Source organism: Paraglaciecola aquimarina (genome assembly GCF_032464635.1).
Classification (GTDB): Bacteria; Pseudomonadota; Gammaproteobacteria; order Enterobacterales; family Alteromonadaceae; genus Paraglaciecola; species Paraglaciecola aquimarina.
In genome coordinates, this window is the sequence record NZ_JAWDIO010000002.1 from 540,283 (window position 1) to 560,678 (window position 20,396).

Annotated in this window: 15 protein-coding genes and 2 pseudogenes; 13 read left to right on the forward strand and 4 right to left on the reverse strand. The window is 42.4% G+C overall.

Translation table 11 applies throughout. The features are described from left to right. The first annotated feature begins 7 nt into the window (after positions 1 to 7). The 5 genes from RS130_RS03315 to RS130_RS03335 all read left to right on the forward strand — a co-directional run bounded on the left by RS130_RS03315 (position 8) and on the right by RS130_RS03335 (position 5,503). On the forward strand, positions 8 to 1,684 hold the full coding sequence (locus tag RS130_RS03315) for a two-component system response regulator (protein ID WP_316024782.1): 1,677 nt from the start codon (positions 8 to 10) through the stop codon (positions 1,682 to 1,684). A 33-nt stretch (positions 1,685 to 1,717) separates the two neighbouring features. Beyond that, positions 1,718 to 2,155 (forward strand): hypothetical protein, encoded by a 438-nt coding sequence (locus RS130_RS03320; protein ID WP_316024783.1) that lies wholly within the window; start codon positions 1,718 to 1,720, stop codon positions 2,153 to 2,155. A gap of 11 nt (positions 2,156 to 2,166) precedes the next feature. Further along, entirely contained in the window at positions 2,167 to 4,317 is a 2,151-nt protein-coding gene (locus RS130_RS03325; RefSeq protein ID WP_316024784.1) for a sigma 54-interacting transcriptional regulator, read from the forward strand. Between the two features lie 191 nt (positions 4,318 to 4,508). Next, positions 4,509 to 4,700: a hypothetical protein gene (locus RS130_RS03330; protein WP_316024785.1), complete on the forward strand. Its 192-nt coding sequence runs from the start codon at positions 4,509 to 4,511 to the stop codon at positions 4,698 to 4,700. Between the two features lie 167 nt (positions 4,701 to 4,867). After that, on the forward strand, positions 4,868 to 5,503 hold the full coding sequence (locus RS130_RS03335) for a hypothetical protein (protein ID WP_316024786.1): 636 nt from the start codon (positions 4,868 to 4,870) through the stop codon (positions 5,501 to 5,503). Positions 5,504 to 5,784: 281 nt separating this feature from the next. Here RS130_RS03335 and RS130_RS03340 read toward each other — a convergent pair whose 3' ends face one another. The 4 genes from RS130_RS03340 to fadB all read right to left on the reverse strand — a co-directional run bounded on the left by RS130_RS03340 (position 5,785) and on the right by fadB (position 11,596). Next, positions 5,785 to 6,180, reverse strand: a complete 396-nt coding sequence (locus tag RS130_RS03340) for an ACT domain-containing protein (RefSeq protein WP_316024787.1) — start codon at positions 6,178 to 6,180, stop codon at positions 5,785 to 5,787. A 57-nt stretch (positions 6,181 to 6,237) separates the two neighbouring features. Further along, positions 6,238 to 8,184 carry a putative bifunctional diguanylate cyclase/phosphodiesterase gene (locus RS130_RS03345; RefSeq protein ID WP_316024788.1) on the reverse strand — a complete coding sequence of 649 codons (1,947 nt, stop codon included), beginning with the start codon at positions 8,182 to 8,184 and terminating at the stop codon, positions 6,238 to 6,240. Between the two features lie 78 nt (positions 8,185 to 8,262). After that, positions 8,263 to 9,426, reverse strand: coding sequence for an acetyl-CoA C-acyltransferase FadA (gene fadA, locus RS130_RS03350; protein WP_316024789.1), 1,164 nt, complete (start codon positions 9,424 to 9,426; stop codon positions 8,263 to 8,265). Positions 9,427 to 9,442: 16 nt separating this feature from the next. Continuing rightward, a complete protein-coding gene (gene fadB / locus RS130_RS03355) occupies positions 9,443 to 11,596 on the reverse strand; it encodes a fatty acid oxidation complex subunit alpha FadB (protein ID WP_316024790.1) in 2,154 nt (717 codons plus the stop codon). A gap of 1,424 nt (positions 11,597 to 13,020) precedes the next feature. On the opposite strand from fadB, the pseudogene RS130_RS23490 reads away from it, so the two are divergent. The 8 genes and pseudogenes from RS130_RS23490 to RS130_RS03390 all read left to right on the forward strand — a co-directional run. After that, a pseudogene (locus tag RS130_RS23490) lies at positions 13,021 to 13,550 on the forward strand (transglycosylase SLT domain-containing protein); the annotation flags it as partial. Beyond that, positions 13,536 to 13,763: a lysozyme family protein gene (locus RS130_RS24060; RefSeq protein ID WP_487369324.1), complete on the forward strand. Its 228-nt coding sequence runs from the start codon at positions 13,536 to 13,538 to the stop codon at positions 13,761 to 13,763. The pseudogene RS130_RS23490 and the gene RS130_RS24060, both read left to right, overlap by 15 nt. 107 nt (positions 13,764 to 13,870) lie before the next feature. Next, positions 13,871 to 15,192, forward strand: a pseudogene (gene pepQ, locus RS130_RS03365) (Xaa-Pro dipeptidase). 133 nt (positions 15,193 to 15,325) lie between these two features. Beyond that, entirely contained in the window at positions 15,326 to 16,312 is a 987-nt protein-coding gene (locus RS130_RS03370) for a carbohydrate binding family 9 domain-containing protein (protein ID WP_316024791.1), read from the forward strand. 345 nt (positions 16,313 to 16,657) lie between these two features. Beyond that, positions 16,658 to 17,632 (forward strand): hypothetical protein, encoded by a 975-nt coding sequence (locus tag RS130_RS03375; RefSeq protein ID WP_316024792.1) that lies wholly within the window; start codon positions 16,658 to 16,660, stop codon positions 17,630 to 17,632. 107 nt (positions 17,633 to 17,739) lie between these two features. Next, positions 17,740 to 18,675, forward strand: a complete 936-nt coding sequence (locus RS130_RS03380; RefSeq protein WP_316024793.1) for an SPFH domain-containing protein — start codon at positions 17,740 to 17,742, stop codon at positions 18,673 to 18,675. 3 nt (positions 18,676 to 18,678) lie between these two features. Beyond that, on the forward strand, positions 18,679 to 19,140 hold the full coding sequence (locus RS130_RS03385; RefSeq protein WP_316024794.1) for an NfeD family protein: 462 nt from the start codon (positions 18,679 to 18,681) through the stop codon (positions 19,138 to 19,140). Positions 19,141 to 19,239: 99 nt separating this feature from the next. Further along, on the forward strand, positions 19,240 to 20,370 hold the full coding sequence (locus RS130_RS03390; RefSeq protein WP_316024795.1) for a hypothetical protein: 1,131 nt from the start codon (positions 19,240 to 19,242) through the stop codon (positions 20,368 to 20,370). The last annotated feature ends 26 nt before the right edge of the window (positions 20,371 to 20,396 follow it).

The window sequence follows — 20,396 nt, forward strand, 5'->3', positions numbered from 1 at the left end:
AATTTTAATGAGAGAAACACTCAGCTCTGCACAAGTTGAAGTAATAGAAGCCGAGAATGGCAAAATCGCGCTGACCTTATTCGAACAACATCAGCCGGCACTAGTAGTGCTTGACGTATCTATGCCAGGAATTAGCGGCTTTGAAGTGTGCCAGCAAATACGTCAACATAAAGATGGCCAACATATCCCTATTATCATGGTGACAGGCTCAGACGATATTGAGTCTATTCACAAAGCTTACGCCGTTGGTGCCACAGATTTTATTGCTAAACCAATTAAGTGGCCTATTTTAGGCGAACGGGTTAAGTATATTCTTAGGGCCAGCCAAGCGTTCGAAGACTTAGTTACCCAACAACAAGAACTACACCAGTTAGCGTTTTATGACGCGTTAACAAGCTTACCCAACCGTCAATTTTTAATGCAAGATATGAAGAAGTTTTTGGCGTTGGCCAGACGTAACAACTATCATGCAGCGATGTTATTTATTGATTTAGATAGATTCAAACGCATCAACGACACTATGGGTCATAGTTATGGCGATAAATTATTGCGCAAAGTGGCATTGCGTCTACAAACAAACCTTAGAGATAGCGATGTATTTGGAACGTTAAGCGAAGGGAGTAAGCCAGAGTTAGCCAGTTTTGGGGGCGATGAATTCACTATTTTTTTGAGCCGACTAAATGACAGCAATGAAGCAATGCATATTGCTGAACGAGTAATACGTAGTTTTAGTCAACCGTTTCAATTGGAACAATATGAAGTGGTCATTACGCCTAGTATCGGTATTTCAATATTTCCAAATGATGGCAACGACGCAGATACCTTATTAAAGAATGCCGATACCGCGATGTATTTTGCGAAACAATCTGGCCGCTGTTGTTATAAGTTTTATTGTGACTCAATGAACGCTAAGGCAGCCTTACGCTTGCAACTCGAGCAAGACCTACGAAGTGCACTTTCTAGTGGAGCGATACTGCCATTTTATCAACCGCAAATTTGTGCCCAAAATGGCAGAATGGTCAGTGTTGAAGCGCTAGTGCGTTGGATCCAACCACAAGGACGAATGATTGGCCCTGATGAATTTATTCCTATTGCTGAAGAAACAGGGTTAATTATCGAGTTGGGCAAACAAGTATTACAACAATCATGCCATCAGGCTAGCGTTTGGATGAAGAATGGTAATCCCATTCGAGTTGCAGTGAATGTATCTGCTCATCAATTTAAGCAATCCGACTTTACTGACCTAGTCAAGCAAACACTCGAAGAATACCAATTGCCCGCATCGTTACTAGAATTAGAATTAACTGAATCAGTCATCATGAGCGATGCTGAAGAAAACATCTCCCGCTTAAAGGAATTAAAAGCGATAGGAGTGACTTTGGCAGTTGACGATTTTGGTACAGGCTACTCTTCTCTCAGTTATTTGAAACGTTTCCCAATCGATATTCTAAAAATTGATCGCTCTTTTATGTGTGATATCAACTCGGCTCCAGACGACATTGCTATTGTTGATGCAATTTTAGCTTTGGCCTCCAGTTTGAATCTTGGTGTTATCGCCGAAGGTATCGAATACTCGGAACAAATCACTATCCTAAAAAGTACTAATAACTTGTTATTGCAAGGTTACTTATTTAGCCGTCCTGTTGCTGCTGAATATATCACCCTTGATAGAGCAAGACTTTAGTAGCTTAGTTCCAGCAACGTGAGTCTCGGCAATATGCGGTTTTCTAACCAACACAATCAACCAAGGTCAAAAGTACAAGTATATGTTGAAGCCGATAGCGAATTGCTTGTTCCTGCACTTGAACGCATACTGAACGAAAATCATATTCGTTTGGATCTCATAGACTCACCCGTCAAAGAACAATCTCTACCGCTATTCATTGTTTGCAAGTCAAACCTTACTGCAGCTTCCACAATAGAAAAGTTTAGCCTGACCAATCCACTCATTTATTGGTTACCCGGCACAACGTTTGATGGCTCCAACGAGCAGCCCGCGATTGGCCATTGGTTATCAAACTGGCAGCAACCTAAGCAATTACAAGCAATTTTATCCTTGTTTAATCACAGCGCGACCATCTCAACAAAATTGGCCCATGCCGATAAAAAATTATCCCTTTTATCCGGTTTTTTAGGGAGTACACCGTTACGCTAGATGCAAATGGTTTGATAGTAGACGCGGGGCCGGAAATAAGTCAGTTATTGGCACAGCCTTTACAAAAATTATATGGTCAGCCATGGCAAAAAGTGGTGAAAATTCCATCCCCGGCAGCAAGGGCTAGAATAAACGCGATAATCGACTCTGCAAATACAATACATTCAGCTACACGCATCTCCACGTTTCCCATTCAGTGTACCGAGCAGATAATGATGATGGATGGCTTTGTTGGCCCAACATCCGAGCAATCTATCGTGCTCATTTTACGTGAAGTCGCCAGTTGGCCGGTTCATGAATGGCATGCGCAACACCCGAATGAACCAGTAAGCCTGCTACTGATTAATCCTGACAACCTGTCAGACATTAACCATCACTATAGCCGCGAGCAAGGTGACGAAGCGCTCGCGGAGGTATTACAAACCATCTCTGGCATCCTTCGAGATAATGATTTCGCGACGCGTTATAGTGGCGCCGTCTTTGCGGCCCAGCTACCCGATACAAACGCCAAACAGGCACAGCAATTAACTAGCCGATTACATCAACTATTGGCAGGCAAGCAATATACTCAACATAAGTTATCTTTGTCTTTTAGTATTGGTGTGGCCACCATTGAAGGCCAAGAGCAAATTGACGAGCAGTCTCCCTTAGAGCTCTTTCGTCGTGCAAATACGGCATTACAAGCCGCACGTAATATTGGCGGTGGCAAGTTAGTCACATGGCGTCCTCAATTCGACTCAAATGTCATCGCCAACCTAGACAGAATGAGCGGTAAATTCTCCAGTGAACCCAACGATGATTTTCGTGTGATGATGTTGCAATGGGACGTTATTCGTTTGCTAGGACAAAATCATACGTTGCAGACTTTTGCTCAGCAAAGTAGCAAATTACTACAGTCTGGATTGAAAAGTGACTACTTGGATTTTTATCTTTTAAAACAAGGCCAACTAACAAATATTAGTGCCAATAATGTTAACCCCCTCACTGACCATAGTCTTGATTCACTAGAGTCATGGGCGAGCAGGCAGTTGCAATTACAGCTCAAAAGTACGGCAAGGCTTAAATCAGAGTCGACCGTTATTGAGCAACAAGTTTGTACCTTTATTCCTTTGATGATTCGACAACAATGCGAGGCCATCATTTTAGCTAAATGGCCAGAGAAACTCACGCCAACAGCCAAGAAACGAGCGGCACAACTTCTGCAACTTGCCCCTAACTTTGCAGCCACGTTAGACAGAATTTTATTACTAGAGCAAGAACAGAAGCGCCCCTCCCTCACGCAACAAGCGCAGGGGGAAACCCATCAGCTAATTTTTGAATCTGCGGCCATGCGCACTCTAATACAACAGGTTCAGCTTGTTGGACCTACGGACGCTACAGTTTTAATCATTGGCGAGTCTGGCACAGGCAAAGAGCTCATTGCACAGCAAATTCACAACCAAAGTTTGCGCCCGGAGAAGCCCTTTATAACAGTAGATTGCAGCACCATAGTCGAACACTTAATTGAAAGTGAACTGTTTGGCCACAAACGGGGCGCTTTTACAGGAGCAAATAACGACAAACTAGGCCGTATTGCGCAAGCTGATGGCGGAACGTTATTTTTAGACGAAGTGGGAGAATTACCCCTAGAAATCCAGTCAAAGTTGTTGCGCTTTGTGCAAGAAAAAACATACGTTGCTGTGGGTGACCAACGTGTAAAAAAAGTAGACGTGCGCTTGGTGCTTGCCACCAACCGCAACTTGGCAGAAGAAGTAAACAAAGGGCGCTTTAGAGGTGACCTTTATTACCGTATCAATGTGTTTACACTGCACTTGCCAGACCTTGAGCAAAGAGGCACTGACAAACTTTTGCTCGCTCGTCATTTTATCAGCAAATATGCAGCACAATACGGTAAATCTATTCGCGACTTATCAACTAAAGCAGAAGCAAAAATAATGGATTATTCTTGGCCGGGTAACGTCAGGGAACTACAAAACAATATAATGCGCTCGGTTATTGTTTGCCCCGGAAATACAATTGAAGCTGAGCATATTGTACTACAGCACCAGCCTCAAATTACCGATAAAATAGATAGCACACATATTCAAACAGTGCCGGCAAGCCCCTCGCCATTTGTTGATTTGCCAGAGTATTTTACAAGAATGGGCAAAACTCGCAGTTAACTATAAGCACACCCAGAGCCCATCGCGCTATTATTTGAAAAGCATCTAGTAGAGCAATGTCTTAAAAAATGGGACAGTTTGTACAAAGTGTCACAAAAACTCAAAATGCCAGAGTCAACCCTTCGTCGTCGCTACCAAAAAGCCAATGAAGCCGTTTTTAGCCCTCTCTATCCGAAGACTTACAAAATAGATTGAATCAGCAACTAGCGTTAACCATTCAAAATGAACCATCTCAGGGGCTGTGGACAAGGTTAGAGAGCCTATTGGTAGAAGTGGTTTTAGCATCAACAGCCAATCAGCAAATACGAGCTAGCCTACTGAATGTTTCACAACCTACTTTACGTAAATTGATTGGTCAACTTGAATCTTCTGCAGCGAGCTAGTTACCAATCCTGATGGCATAGAAAAGACAAATTTTTGCCATCAATAGGCAAACTAACGATCATTTTCACGCGCCCTTAGCAGTCAATACGCTAAGACAAGCACTCGCGGTTTTGGCCTAGTAGTTGCTTTTCAAGATCAATTAATTTAAATCACTGCGCTAACCATCATGCAAATAGCCAAAGCTCTGACCCTTTTCGATTACATTAGTGACAATAACCAAGCCACCAGCACCCTCGAAAATTTAGCCAACAAACAAGCCTCGAATATCGCCAGTAGTATTCAAGCGGTAGATGACGGCCTAAGCTTAGGTCAATTTGAAGAAACCTTAGACAAGATTGAAAGTGGTGAAATTGAGGTCAACTCAGAAACCTTACAAAACTATTTTGAGTTTAATAAAAACAGATTGACCAACCAATTCAGTCAACTCATCGACACATATCAAATAACCACAGAGACCGAAATATCTATCCAAGATGACAAACTCACCGTCTCCGGGGACACAAAAAGCGCCCAGCAACTACAGCAATATTTAGATTCTGACCAAAATTTAAATAGGTTAATTCAACAAAGTAGCCGATTATCAAAATTAATTGAATGGGATCAAGCCAAACAACAAGCCAGCATTTACAAAGAGCAGGATATGACGGACGAGAAAATTGTCGACTTCTTAAAAGATAGCCGAAAAATAGTTGGCGATAACAACAAACTACTTTTCACGAACGCTGGCTTAGGCTTTGATTCTGAAGGCCAGACTCAAGCAATTATCGAACAAACCGAACCCAAGCAAGAAAAACAACCCTAACTTACACTAGGCTGGATTGGCTCAACCGCGGGATAACGCTCGGTATGCTGACATTCCTCGCTCTCGTCACTCCGGTGATATGTTAAGCCTTCGTCATTCCTATAGTCTCTGCCAACAACATATAGGGATGACAATTTGAGCCGGAATCGGTTTGCTTTTGTCCTTTATTGCACCCGCCATTTATTCAACAATGACTTTATTGAGCTCCAATAATTAACCTTCATAATCATGGGTGTCTCAATAGCATCTTTCTAAATTGCTTCTAACACTACGATCAAAGGCTATGCGCTGAATTCTTCTAACGCTGAAATGGCCGCTTTTGCTTTGCTCGTTTGAACAAAAATATGATCGTGATAATAAGCTGCAATCACATTAGCGCTAATCCCCTTTGAAGCCAACTTACTGGCTACTGCTGCAGTCAGTCCAACAGCTTCCAAACTAGAATGAACAGTCAATATAATTTGGCTATAGGAGCCTGCAAACGATAGACCCGCCTGCTCTGCAATCGACTTTTCAATAACAAGAGTCAAGCCTTCAGGTTCCATAAAAGTCGCGATTGGGCTCAACTCAACGTACGCTTCGAGACCACCCGACACGGTACAAAAAACAAATTCAATGTCTAGCAATTTGGGGCTAATTGAATGCAGTAGCTCTTCTAAATCTGTAATACCTGACATCTTAACCTCTCCTTTTACAAACCTTCATAATCATGGGTGTCTTAATTGCAGTAGTACTTATTGACTGGTCAGCTCAAAGCTCTCAATAGCAGCTGGACGGTAAAAATAATAACCTTGCATATTTTTACAGCCTAACTCTAATAATAAGTCTCGCTGCGCTGCTGTTTCTACGCCTTCCGCGGTACACTGCACCTCAAAACTAGAACACAATTCTAAGATAGTTTTGATCACCCCTCTGCTTCGTTGGTTCTGCTGTATGTTATTCACGAAGCTACGGTCAATTTTTAACGTATCGAAAGCCAATTTATGCAGGTAACTTAAGCTAGAATACCCAGAGCCAAAATCATCCAAGGCGACTAAAAACCCTTGCTTTTGCATCTCTCTCGTTATGTGCGAACACTGCTCTAAATCAGCCATCATTGTGGTTTCGGTAATTTCGAATTGTACACGATTAGCTTGCACGTGGTGTTTGTCCAATATGCCGGTTAGTTTGGCGAGAGTGGCGCGATTAATCACATCATTAGCAGATAAATTAAACGACAAATACAAAGGCTCTGGCCATTGTTTTAAATTTTGAATGGCCAGTTCAAATAAGTGCAAGGTGATTTGAGTAATCATGCCATTTTTTTCGGCAATCATAATAAATTGATCTGGCGGTATCTTTCCTAACTCTGGATGAAACCACCTTGCTAAAGATTCAAATCCAAGTATTTCACCAGTTTGACCATCCACTATTGGCTGATAGTGAATACAAATTTGTTCTTGTTTTATACTTTGAGTCAGCGCTAATTCAACTTCAGATTTTTTTCTTATCAAACTTTCATGTTCTTCAGAGAATATGATAGAGCTACCACGAGCGCTATTTTTAGCTTCGTATAGGGCGAAGTCAGCCCTATCCATTAGCTCTTCGGCTGAGTGCCCAGCCTCGGGGTAAATAGCAAATCCACAAGAGCCGGATATTTGTACTAAACCTGTACGCATTTGAAAAGGCAGTTGTAATGTCTCAGTAATTTTTTGGCCCAACTGCTTAATTTTGCTGTAGTCAGCATCGTGTTCCATTACAAAGGCAAATTCATCACCGCCTATACGGGCTATCATGCTGTTAGCACAAAACAACTCACGAAGGCGAGTGCTCACTTCCGTTAAAACCCTATCACCAGCTGCGTGCCCATGAATGTCGTTAACCGGCTTAAAGCCATCTAAATCAATTAAACCAACGATAAAGCTTTGCTTTATCTGTTTTTTCGAAAGCTTGTCATTCAAATAATTAGCAAAACTACGTCTATTAGCTAATTTAGTTAAGCCATCTTGATTCGCTAACAATTCATTTTGCTCATTTAGTTTTTTGGTATTTAGGTGTTGTTGCTCAAGCTGTTGGTTCGCATCAATCACACTTGAAAACGCTCGGTAATAACTGCGCGTTATCATAACGAGCGCAACCAACACTAAGCCAAAATTATTAGCGATAGCTAAAAATATTGGGTGACCGGTATAGACAAAAAAACTAATGAATGGAATGCCAACTGTAAGGCCAATAGCCCAAGTAGCTGCAGGCAAATGAATAAGACAGACGATAACCCCTATCGCAGTGATTGACATAAAATAAGCTACGTGAGCACGCAACTCCACACCACCATAGCTATAAAGAGTGTAAGCCCAAATAGAAAAAGCTATCCCCATTAACCCCGCAAAGAAAACAGTCATTCTTATTTGGTGTATGGCCTGACGCAGAGTGAACTCATTATTCCGATAGCCATACCAACGTATCCCTCGGGCAATACAGACTAAGGCCAAAATAGCTGCAATATAGAGTGTTAAATAATCTGGGGCGACACCATAGTGGGTGTACGCTAGCGAAAGGGAATTGACTAGCAAAATAGAATACAACAAAGGGACTTTGGTGATCAGCTCTTTAAATTGAGCAAATACAATATTGGGGTTAACATCCCCTCCCTCTATTAATTTAAGTATTACTTTTAGCTTTTTAATAATAACTTCTTCCATTCCATCGAAATAACCGCAACATCCGTTAGATGGTGAAAAGGCCCCTAAAAGGGGCCCATGACTAACAACACATTAAGATTAAACCCGTTCAAACACAGTCGCAATACCTTGACCTAAACCAATGCACATGGTGGCCAAACCTAAGGTTTTGTCTTTCGCTTCCATTAAGTTAATCAGTGTACTAGAAATACGTGCCCCAGAACAACCTAAGGGATGACCTAAAGCAATGGCACCACCATTTAAGTTAACCTTATCGTCATAATGCTCCAGCCATCCAAGTTGTTTGATGCAAGACAAAGCTTGAGCAGCAAAGGCTTCATTGAACTCGGCAATTTCAATATCGTCCATGCTTAAACCGGCTCGTTTAAGAGCTTTGCGTGTAGCCGGAACAGGACCAAACCCCATGATAGCAGCATCACAACCCGCTACAGCCATAGCTCGAATTTTTGCTCTAGGAGTTAAGCCCAAAGCTTTGGCTTTGTCGGCTGACATAATCAACATAGCCGATGCTCCATCTGACAAAGCAGACGAGGTTCCAGCAGTCACAGTGCCATTTACCGGATCAAATACGGGCTTAAGCGCGGCCATAGTTTCTACTGTCGAGTCTGGGCGAATCACTTCATCGGCCTTAATTAACTGCAACACGCCATCAGCATCATGACCTTGAGTGGCCACAATTTCGTTGTCCCAACGACCTGTTAAGTGGGCCTTATGTGCCAGTTGATGTGAACGAGCCCCAAAAGCATCTTGCATTTCACGACTAATACCATTCTGACGACCTAATAACTCAGCGGTCATTCCCATCATGCCTGACGCTTTAGCTGTGTGTTTAGCGATGCCCGGATGAAAATCTACGTTGAAATTCATGGGCACATGACCCATATGTTCGACTCCTCCGATCATATAAACATCACCACGACCAGACATGATACCACTTGCCGCATCATGCAATGCCTGCATCGATGAGCCACATAAACGGTTAACCGTTACCGCACTGGTTGTTCTAGGAATATCGGTCAACAACTGAGCGTTGCGGGCAATATTAAAACCTTGTTCTTTTGTTTGCTGTACACAGCCCCAGATAATATCTTCGATTTCGCTGGGGTCTAGCTTCGGATTACGCTCTACTAGTTTAGTCATTAAATGAGCAGACAAGGTTTCTGCTCGTACGTTACGAAATATTCCGCCTTTAGAGCGACCCATAGGTGTACGTATACAATCAACTACTACCACTTCTTTCATGATCTTCTCCTTGGCCTTATTGGGCGAAATAAGATTGATTCGATGCGGCCATTTCGCGTAGCCCATCACTAATTTGATAAATCGCACCTAAGTGCGCGTACTTATCAGCCAACGCCACAAAGCGTGCTAAGCCCATAGTTTCAATAAATCTGAAAATTCCACCTTTAAACGGCGGAAAACCTAAACCATATATCAAGGCCATATCAGCCTCTGCAGCACTGGCAACTATGCCTTCTTCCAAACAGCGCACAGCTTCATTGGCCATTGGGATCATCATACGCGCGATAATTTCATCTTTGTCAAAATCTTGCTTATCTGCGCAATGTGGAGCCAAAAGTGAATAAACGAGCTCAGCCGCGACTTTCACTGGTTTACCACGCTTGTCGACACTATGATCGTAGAAGCCTTTGGCATTTTTCTGGCCCAAACGTTCAGCTTGATACAATACGGTAACTGGGTCATTTTCGATTTTTTGTAATCGCTCAGGAATACCTGCTGCCATTACGTTAGAGGCATGCTCAGCAGTATCCATCCCTACCACGTCTAATAAAAACGCTGGTCCCATTGGCCAGCCAAATATTTTCTCCATCACCTTGTCTACGGCAACAAAATCGGCTCCATCGATCAATAACTTGCTGAATCCGGCAAAATATGGAAACAAGATACGATTCACTAAAAAACCGGGACAATCATTCACTACAATTGGGGTTTTACCCATTTTCAAGGTTGCGGCAACAACCGCAGCAATAGTGCTGTCAGACGTATGCTCACCCCTTATGATTTCAACCAAAGGCATACGATGCACTGGATTAAAGAAGTGCATTCCACAGAACCGTTCCGGTTTAGTTACACTTTTGGCCAGTTGATTAATCGAAATGGTCGAAGTGTTAGAACAAATTACCGTTTCATCAGCCACGTGCTGTTCTGTTTCAGCTAGCACCATGGCTTTTACTTTTGGGTTTTCGACGACAGCTTCAATCACTAAATCAACATTTTTAATTGCTGAATAATCCAACGTTGGGGTGATGTTATTTAAGGTCGCAGCCATTTTTTTAGCATCAACTTTTCCCCTAGCCATGCCTTTGCTCAGTATTTTAGCAGCCTCAGCCAAGCCCAAGTCTAAGGCAGGCTGAGCAATATCTTTCATGATCACAGGTGTCCCCTTGACCGCTGATTGATAGGCAATACCACCGCCCATAATGCCGGCACCTAACACTGCTGTCTGCGTAATGTCTGTGATGGCTGACTTGGCTAACTTCTTACCTTTAGATTTAACCAATTGGTCTGCTAGAAAAATACCCACTTGCGCTGTAGCTTCATTCGTTTTAGCGAGTTTGGCAAAGCCTTGGTTTTCTATTTTAAGCGCCGCATCGCGGCCTAACCCCGCGGCTTTCGCAACTGTATCAACCATCATGTGCGGGGCTGGATAGTGTTTGCCGGCTTGTGCAGCGACCATAGCTTTGGCGGTAGAAAAACTCATCATGGCTTCATTAGCATTTAACAATAACGGGGATTGTTTCTCTTTGCGTACAGCCTGCCAATCAAAGTCACCCGCAATGGCTGCCTGTAACATTTGCATTGCCCCATCGACTAACTTGTCTGGTGCGACAACTGCACTAACCGCACCCACGGCAAGCGCTTTCTCGGCCTTGTTATCACGACCAGTTGTCATCCACTCCAAAGCATTGTCTGCGCCTATTAAACGAGGTAAACGCACTGTGCCACCAAAGCCAGGCATGATACCCAATTTGACTTCAGGCAAACCGACGCTAGCGGTGGTATCAGCAATACGATAATCGCATGCCAGAGCCATTTCAAACCCGCCACCTAAAGCAAAGCCATTGACCGCTGCGATGGTAGGAAAAGGCAAATCTTCAAAACGATCAAATACTTGGGCTGCCTTGGCTACCCAGACCAGTACATCTGATTCAGGCATATCAAACAAAGCAGTAAATTCTGTAATGTCTGCGCCAACAATAAAGTTTGATTTGTCAGAGCGAACAACCACCCCTTGTACATCTTGATTGACCTGCAATGCCTGCGTAGCTTCATCCAGTTCGGTTAAAGTCTGTTGATCAAACTTATTTACTGAGCCTTTGGCATTAAACACTAGCTCGGCAATACCCGTTGCTAGTAATTCAACAGTTAGGCTCTGGCCTTGGTATATCATCTCTATCTCCTTTGGCTTAAGCCAAGTTTAGGGTGGAGGCTATTAACAACCATCTAAGTTGTTAACAAAATAAAAGCGGCCTATAAAAAATAACATTTTCCGCCAAGGGCTCTTATTATGTGTACAAATTGAAAATTTGCAACTGGTCATTCCAGTTGAATCGATAATTTTTAAAATTGGGGCTCACAATATTTAACATTTAGGGTAGTATAATTATCGTTTTTATAACCCTTACTTAACCACTGGAATTTGCCATCATTCGTCATACATTTTCGATAATTAATGTGTGTTTAGTACTCACATTAGCTAGCCATAATGCCACAAGTGAAACAACACTCGAACAGCAACGTAAGGTCTTTAGTCATGCTGAAAGTTTGACGCACAACCCTAAAAGTCAAGCATACAAGCAATCGTTAAATCAATTACAAGGCTATCCTCTGCGACCTTACATTGAGCAAAAAACGCTCAGCAAGTATCCTTACATGGCAAATAAAGACGCTATAGAGCGCTTTTTAGAAGAGTATAAATATTCACCATTGGATTGGCCATTGCGCAAAAAGTGGTTGGCTTATTTGGCCAAGCAAAAAGAATATGAGCTATTCGAAAATAACTATCGCGATATAGGCGACACCGCCATAAATTGCCAACACGCTCGGATACTTTTGCAAGACCCAAAAACCAAACAACAAGCATTTAATTTAGCTGAACGATATTGGGTGGTTGGAAAATCTCAACCTAAAGCCTGTGATCCGTTGTTTAGAGAATGGAAAAAGGCGGGACATCAAACCCCAGAACTCGTATGGAAACGACTTTCATTAGCCGCTGACGGCGGCAACCACACGCTCATTCCTTATTTAAAAACCTTGTTACCTAGTAGGCAACAGTACTTAGCCGACATTTGGTTAAAAGTACGCCGCTCGCCTAGCCAAGTTAGTCGAGTTTCAAATTTTCCAAATAGAATTCCACATCTTGAGCAACAAATAATCAGTTACGGGCTGAAACGCTTAGTCTGGCACGATCGTGATTTAGCCCTGCGCAGTTGGGAAACACTGTCAAAACGTTTTGCCTTTACTGATGAACAGAAAAAATCTATTTTTCATCGCTTTGCGGTTTCGTTAGCTTTAATAGATCACGACCAAGCTACCTTATGGCTTGAAAAAGCCAGCCACTATCAAGCCGACGAAGAATTAGCTCGCTGGCACTTAGCGCATGTTTTACGTCAACTAAACTGGCAGCAAACATTACAGGTAATTGAGTCTGTTCCTGCTGGCGTAGCCGCTGGCAACATTTTCCAATATTGGCAAGGGCGCGCATACGAAAAATTGAATGCAGCTGAATTAGCCACCGACCATTTCAGTAATCTAGCAGAACAGCGCCATTACTATGGATTTATGGCCAGTGCTAAGTTATCGAAGATGGCCAATATGAACGATCGCCCTTTAAAGCCTTCGCAGCAAAGCATAAAACAAATCACCCAACTTCCAGCAGCGCAACGCGCTTTAGAATTTAGAGCACTAGGGCGTAATGTTAGCGCACGTCGCGAGTGGAACTTCTTACAAACCCAATTAACGTCTGAACAAAAAGCTACGGCGGCCGTTATTGCTAATCAACTAGGATGGCATGATCAAGCCATATTCGGATTTTCAAAATCAGGTTATTTAGATGACTTAGCGCGACGCTTCCCTATGCCATTTGACACAGACATAGAATACAACGCCAAGAAGAATAATATTGACCCCGCTTGGGCTTTTGCCATTGCCAGAAGAGAAAGCTCTTTTATGCCAGACGCCACTTCGGGAGTCGGTGCTTTAGGTTTAATGCAAATCATGCCCGGCACCGCACGTTACTTAGCAAAAAAGAAAGTATCAAAATCTTTTTGTTTAAACCTGAAGAGAACGTGGCTCTGGGTACGCAATACATGCGTTATTTACTAGACAAAATGAATAACAATACAATTTTAGCCACAGCTTCATACAATGCCGGTTGGCGACGCGTACAGAAATGGTTACCGGAAAAAGAACCTATTGCTCTCGATTTATGGATAGAAACCATTCCGTACAAAGAAACGCGCAATTACGTCAAGGCTGTTTTAGCATATAAACAAATTTATCATCAACATTTGGGGGTAGCAGCAATACCTTTCAGCCGTTGGTGCAAATGGAAATAAAGCCCAAAAAGTTGAGAAGCCTTAGTTAAAACTGAAATTCTGCATATGATATAAGCTTATGGTAGGCTAACGGCAAAGTAGCAAGTAACAGTCACACGAGCCACAAGATGCCAGAAATTTCAGCACACTATTCGCAACATATTGGTCAACTTCAATTACGCACAAAAGAAGCTCTGCAACGAGAAAGTATCGATGGATTAATTATTCATTCGGGCCAGAGCAAACGTAAATTTTTAGACGACAACAATTACCCGTTTTCGGTCAACCCACAGTTTAAAGCTTGGTTACCGGTGATTGATAACCCCAATTGCTGGTTAATCGTCAACGGCCAAGACAAACCTAAGTTGATATTTTATCGGCCTAAAGACTTTTGGCATAAAGTACCTGACGAGCCCAGCGATTTTTGGGCCGAGCATTTTGATATTGTTCTATTATCGCAAGCAAATGCGGTTGAAAAACACCTACCTTTCGATAAAAGTAAATATGCCTACATTGGCGAATATATTGAAGTGGCCAAAGCGCTAGGGTTTGAGCTTATCAATCCTGACCGCGTGATGCACTACCTTCACTATCAACGTGCCTACAAAACAGACTATGAACTGGATTGTATGCGCCAAGGCAAACCGAATTGCAGTCGATGGGCATAGAGCAGCTAAACTGGCTTTTGAGCAAGGGCTAAGCGAGTTTGACATTAACCTAGCTTACCTTTGTGCCACTCGCCAAGGTGATAATGACATGCCTTACAACAATATTATTGCCTTGAACCAGAACGCCTCAATTTTGCATTACACTCAGTTAAATACTCGACCACCTGAGGACAGGTGTTCCTTTTTGATAGATGCTGGGGCGAACTATAACGGGTATGCTGCTGACATCACCCGCACCTATTGCGCTCAAGATCATGATTTCAATCAGTTGATTCAAGCCATGCATAAAGTCACTCTATCGTTAGCCGACGAGCTTAAACCTGGCTCTAGCCTATACAGAAATCCACTTGCATGCTCATCGCCAAATTGCCGAATTATTACAACAATTTGAGTTGGTCAATTTATCGGGTGAGCGTGCCATGGAAGAAGGAATAGTGCAGACCTTTTTCCCCCATGGAATTGGCCACTTTTTAGGCTTACAAGTGCATGACGTAGCTGGTCATGTATCTGACGATAGAGGCACACCCAACCCAGCACCGAAAGATCATCCATTCTTGCGTACCACTCGAACTATTGAGCCTAAGCAAGTATTCACTATCGAGCCAGGCCTTTACTTTATTGATAGTCTACTGGCTGAGTTGAAATCTAGCTCTCAATCTAAGTACATCAATTGGAACGTTGTCGACAACATGCGGCCTTTTGGCGGTATCCGTATCGAAGACAATATTATAGTGTTCAGAGATAGAAACGAAAACATGACCCGCGAGTTAGAGCTGAATTAGCTACCACTTAAGGACGTTATCAAAAAGTGAGCACTTATCAGCGCTAGTTAGATTAATCTATAGATCATTGTTTTAAGCTAGTGTAGGTTATATAATTAACCGCTGTCTAAATTAGAATTGGAAAAGTAGATACGTGCGACCTATTGTCTTGGCTGTATTGGTTCTGTTTGGATTATTTTCAAACAGTAACGCTAGCGCTCAACTTGATCACGCTATCAGTGTACCTAATTTAATTTCTGGCATTAGCATAGATGGCAATTTAGACGAGCCTCAATGGCAACAAGCTCACACGTTCGAGTTGGCGTATGTCACCAGCCCATTCGAAAACACCCGTCCTCCGGTTAAGACTCAAGTCAAAATATTTGAAGACAACGATACTTTATATGTCGCCTTTAGTGCTGAAGATACGGATATATCCAAATTAATAGCCCTTTATGTCGATCGTGACCAAACCTGGGATCATGATTTAGTTGGTATTAAGCTCGATCCTTTTAATGATAACCGCATTGCTTATCAGTTTTTTGTTAACCCTTTCGGTATTCAAGCTGACGCTATTGAAAATGAAATGACCGGTGACGAAAGTGACAACTGGGATGCTATTTGGCAATCGGCTGGTAAGGTACGAAAAGATGGCTATCATGTGGAAATGGCCATACCACTGCGGATTATGAATTTCGCTGAAAATAGCGAATTAAAAACTTGGGGCGCTGAATTCGTACGTTTCTACCCACGCAAAGACCGCCTTAGAATCTCCAACAGAACCATAGACAGAAATAACGCCTGTGCCTTGTGCCAAATGGGTGATATATCTGGATTCAAGCGGGCTAAACAAGGAAAGAATCTGGCCATAGTTCCCACTTTGGTTTTAGGCAATGGTCGCAGTCGCTCTGTGACAGAAAGCCTAGACTGGGAAAATGCCGACAATCAAGAAGTAGGTCTAGATATAAAATGGGGGATCAGCCCTGAAGTATCATTTCAAGCAACGGTAAATCCAGACTTTTCGCAAGTTGAGTCGGATGTAGCGCAGCTCAGTATCAACAATACGTTTGCTCTTTTTTTGATGAAAAGCGCCCCTTCTTTTTGGAGAATTCGGACTATTTTTCTGGTTACGAAAATCTAATTTATACCCGTAACGTCAACGCCCCTGATTATGGCGTAAAGCTCACTGGTCGTGTCGATAAGCAAACTTTCGGGCTATTTATCGCCAACGATGAAAATACTAGTTTGATCGTACTAAGGTAACATTAGTTCTGAAATCGCATCAATAGAAGAAGAGTCCATTAACCTTGCGGCTCGCTACCGCTATGACATCTCTGATGATTTATCAATCGGCTGGACCAGTACCATTCGGGATTCCGACAATTATCATAACTATGTAAATGGATTAGATGCCAAATATCAAATTACCGAACAAGATAGAGTAAGGCTGCAATTACTTAGCTCAGAAACCGAATATCCAGACAAGTTGTATAAAGACTTTTGTAGCAACAACTGTGAGGCCAGTACCGACTATTCCGAAACCGTACTACGTTTGCAAAACAGTGATAGTTTTTCAGACACCGCCTATCGACTTTCATACGAACATGAAGAACGAGATTGGTTTGCTAACGCACAAATAGAATCAACCGGTGCCGATTTTAGAACTGATTTAGGCTTTGGATCTTTTGCTGATCACGAGAAAGTTGTGATCGGCGGGGGATATAATTGGTATAGCGAGAATTCTTGGTGGAATCGAATTCGGGTTGACGGTGACTGGGATATCACGCACAACGACAACAATGAACTACTCGAAAAAGAAACAGAAGTGTATTTTAGTGTGCATGGCAAACGCCAATCTTATTTTGAGCTCGGCCTGTTACACCGAGAAAGAGTGGGCTTACGCCATGATCCAAGTGTTTTGACTATTACCAATAACACCACATTATTCTTAGAAGATGCCGCTAGTATCTATTTTGAGTACCGTCCTATTTCTTCTCTCTATCTAAGTTCGTACTTTTCTTATGGTGACCAAATTGACTATGACAATGATCGTTTGGGTACTCAATTTCAATTTCAACCCACATTAACCTGGGACATAGGTAAACATTTACAATTGGATTTGCGCCACACTTATCGCAAATTGGATATTCAAGACGACAACCTTTTTATCGCTAATTTAACTGATCTTCGTTTTACCTACCAACTTGATCAAAGGCAATTTTTGCGCCTAATTGCAATCTACTCTGATATTGAGCGGAACCAAGCTTTATACCCCAATAATGAAGTGCATATGCAAGTTAAACAACTGGGTACGCAGCTCTTGTACTCATACAAACTTAACCCTTTAACTAAATTCTTTGTTGGCTACTCAGACTCTGCCGAACAAAACACGTCAATACATTCGTTAACTAAGAACGAACAATCGGTCTTTATGAAATTTAGTTATGCTTGGTTAAATTAACCAGCTATTGCTAAAACCCTATGCTTTATTGCTCTCTTGAAAAGTATAAAATTCACCCAATATCTTACTGGTGATAATCAATATCACTCACTTAAAGGAAGTAAACTATGGACGTCTTATTCGAATATATTTTTACCGCGCAAGCTCTAACACTAATTTTTATAATAGTGCTACTCAAGACTTCAATTAAGTTTGTTCCACAAAACCGGGCATATGTGATTGAACGGTTTGGCAAATACCAGTCTAGCAAAGAGGCCGGTCTTAACTTTATTTTGCCTTTTGTGGATCGCGTAGCTGCCGATCGCTCTCTTAAAGAACAAGCGGTGGATGTACCAGAACAAAGCGCAATTACCAAAGATAATATTTCATTGCATGTGGACGGTGTTTTATATTTTCGAGTACTTGATCCATACAAAGCCACTTATGGCGTAGATGATTATGTCTTTGCAGTCACTCAATTGGCACAAACCACCATGCGTTCAGAATTAGGAAAAATGGAGTTAGATAAGACCTTTGAAGAAAGGGATTTACTTAACACTAACATTGTATCTTCTATTAATGATGCAGCCGGTCCTTGGGGGATTCAAGTTTTACGTTATGAAATAAAAGACATAGTGCCACCTCATTCAGTGATGGAGGCGATGGAAGCTCAGATGAAAGCAGAGCGCGTTAAGCGAGCACAGATCTTAGAATCAGAAGGTGATCGTCAAGCGGCAATCAACCGTGCGGAAGGTGAAAAGGCTTCGGTTGTATTGGCTGCAGAAGCGGACAAAGAAGAGCAAGTGTTACGAGCCGAAGGTGAAGCTAAGGCCATAGTGGCAGTAGCGACCGCTCAAGCTGAAGCTTTACGCCAAGTGGGTGAAGCCGCCGCCACAGAAGAAGGGCAAAAGGCTATACAGCTAGATTTAGCAACCAAAGCCATTGAAGCCAAGCAAGCTATTGCCAAAGAATCATCTGTTGTACTACTGCCTGATTCAGGTACCGACGCTGCCAGCATTGTTGCCCAAGCCACAACCATTATTAGCCAGTTAAATAAGGGATAAAATATGGATTGGGCATTCAACAACCTAGCCGACAGCCTACTCATTCTAGGCATTGTTTTGTTAGTCATAGAAGTGGGAGTATTAGGTTTCTCTACCTTTGTTTTATTTTTTGTTGGCTGTGCAGCGGTCATTACCGCAGGATTGCTGTACACGGGCTTGATGCCCGAGACCTTGCTCGCAGCATTATTGAGCACCGGAATACTCACCGCCTTGTCTGCTATTTTACTATGGAAGCCTTTAAAAAATATGCAGAGCAAGGTCGATATCAGTAAACCAAAAGGTGATTTGGTAGGTCATAGTTTTGTACTTCAAGATGATGTATCACCACAGCTTACTCCCACCTATCGCTACTCTGGGATAGACTGGAAGCTGCAATCTAGTGAGACTTTAGTAAAAGGCACTTTGGTAGAAGTAACCGATGCATCGGTAGGTATATTTACAATTCAAGCCATAGTTGACTCTTAACCCTCGGTTTTTTAATGAATTTATATCCAGACCATTGACTCCCACTGGCATTTAAAGATACTAATAATGAACACCCGAAAATAGATGTAAGGGACACTCATGGCCAAACACCGACCACTATTCCAGTATATTAAAAATCATGATGTGTTATTTACTGAATTAGCCATTATCAGAAATAGCTTTGTCGAAAGCTTGGGACTCAACGATTTCACCTATCACAAAACCCCTAAATTTATCAGCGCCGATGGTAGCCGTTTAACTATAGAGCCTGAGCGCAGTATTGTGGTTGAAAGCTACCAAACTCTGCTTGGGGTAAAAAACATTCTTGAAAGTGAAATTCAAGGGCTCTATATCGTCAATAACAGCGACATAGGGTTTCGGTATCCTACTGCAGCCATTGCTGGGTTAGATGCACCATTTATCAAACGCTTTCGCTCTGAGTATTTTCACGAAGACAGTGAAGATAGAAACATCTGTCGTCCAATCAATTTGTCCTACGGTATCAAAAGCCGAGGTAAAGCTGACAATAGGCAAGAGTACGAAATTTGGGTGCCAGACGAGGCACTCAACCAAGACACCTCGGCACTATTTATTGATAAATATGGTGAGGACTTACCTGACGATATTCGCCAATTTGCGACACAACCGGCAGTGGTACATGGCTGGATGGGTGTAAAAAGAGCGGCATTTGAAGCCATTTACCTTGACAAGAAAAACATGGGTGACATAGCCATTGTTATTGGTCTCTCAGTTGATGCCTATAATATCGGTGCTAACCCTGACTTGTCTTATTCTGAACAAATAGGCAGTTCGGTCGCCTTGCAAAATGCCGAGTTAGAGTGGGAAATCATGGGATACTACGCTCCCCAAGGAGTACAGGTTGAACACGATCAAATATGGCAAGCCATAAATCACGGAATTGAAGCAGTGAGCCAGCCAATCAACAGCCTGTATCAAAAACAAATATTGCCCTGCAACGAGAGTAAAACGGAACGAATACTAAGTACCATTCAGCAATTAGGCGTGACTACTGAACAAATCGAACATTGGGATCTAAAACCTTCTGAGTTTTTACAAACGGTAAGCCCCAACAGGCAAAAAGCTCATGATCCGTCACGCAGTGTAAATTTACTTGGTAGATTGAATAGGTTGTTCTATCAAGAAAATTACAAGTTACCCTCACTATCTGATATACACGAACTAATCGCGCAACCTAGACCTAAAAGATAAGCTGCTTAGCCCTGCATATGATGAGC